Consider the following 1,488-nt stretch of genomic DNA (forward strand, 5'->3'; position numbering starts at 1 on the left):
CTTCTAGTGAGTATTCAACTGCCCGTACCGCAAACCGACACAGGTAGTCGAGGAGAGAATCCTAAGGTGAGCGAGAGAACTCTCGTTAAGGAACTCGGCAAAATGACCCCGTAACTTCGGAAGAAGGGGTGCTGGCCGCAAGGCCAGCCGCAGTGAAAAGGCCCAGGCGACTGTTTATCAAAAACACAGGTTTCTGCAAAATCGTAAGATGAAGTATAGGGGCTGACGCCTGCCCGGTGCTGGAAGGTTAAAAGGATGGGTTAGCTTCGGCGAAGCTCAGAATTGAAGCCCCAGTAAACGGCGGCCGTAACTATAACGGTCCTAAGGTAGCGAAATTCCTTGTCGGGTAAGTTCCGACCCGCACGAAAGGCGTAACGATCTGGGCACTGTCTCAACGAGAGACTCGGTGAAATTGAAATCCCTGTGAAGATGCAGGGTACCCGCGACAGGACGGAAAGACCCCATGGAGCTTTACTGTAGCTTGATATTGAGTGTTTGTACTGCTTGTACAGGATAGGTAGGAGCCATAGAAAGCGGAACGCTAGTTTCGCTGGAGGCGTTGGTGGGATACTACCCTTGCATTATGACCACTCTAACCCGCAGCACTGAACGTGCTGGGAGACAGTGTCAGGTGGGCAGTTTGACTGGGGCGGTCGCCTCCCAAAAGGTAACGGAGGCGCCCAAAGGTTCGCTCAGAATGGTTGGAAATCATTCGCAGAGTGTAAAGGCACAAGCGAGCTTGACTGCGAGACAGACAGGTCGAGCAGGGACGAAAGTCGGGCTTAGTGATCCGGTGGTTCCGCATGGAAGGGCCATCGCTCAACGGATAAAAGCTACCCTGGGGATAACAGGCTTATCTCCCCCAAGAGTCCACATCGACGGGGAGGTTTGGCACCTCGATGTCGGCTCATCGCATCCTGGGGCTGTAGTCGGTCCCAAGGGTTGGGCTGTTCGCCCATTAAAGCGGTACGCGAGCTGGGTTCAGAACGTCGTGAGACAGTTCGGTCCCTATCCGTCGCGGGCGTAGGAAATTTGAGAGGACCTGTCCTTAGTACGAGAGGACCGGGATGGACATACCGCTGGTGTACCAGTTGTTCCGCCAGGAGCACCGCTGGGTAGCTATGTATGGACGAGATAAACGCTGAAAGCATCTAAGTGTGAAACTCGCCTCGAGATGAGATTTCCCATTCCCTTCGGGGAAGTAAGACCCCACAAAGATGATGTGGTAGATAGGATGGAAGTGGAAGTGCAGTGATGCATGGAGCGGACCATTACTAATCGGTCGAGGACTTAACCAAGGAAAGCGGTTAGGTTTGTTGGTGAGGTTAGATATTGTTTAGTTTTGAGAGCGCAAGCTCTCGTCTCCAAAGAGACGAAGTGTGGTGATGATGGCTTGAAGGATACACCTGTTCCCATGCCGAACACAGAAGTTAAGCTTCAACACGCCGAAAGTAGTTGGGGGATCGCTCCCTGCGAGGATAGGACGTT

General features: G+C 53.0%; 2 rRNA genes. Both read left to right on the forward strand.

Annotation, left to right across the window (positions count from 1 at the left end):
* Nucleotides 1–1,298: ribosomal RNA gene (locus tag FD32_RS03815) — 23S ribosomal RNA — on the forward strand; the annotation flags it as partial.
* Between the two features lie 80 nt (nt 1,299–1,378).
* Nucleotides 1,379–1,488 (forward strand): 5S ribosomal RNA (rrf, locus tag FD32_RS03820); the annotation flags it as partial.

The organism is Limosilactobacillus panis DSM 6035, from assembly GCF_001435935.1.
In the GTDB taxonomy this organism is placed as follows: domain Bacteria; phylum Bacillota; class Bacilli; order Lactobacillales; family Lactobacillaceae; genus Limosilactobacillus; species Limosilactobacillus panis.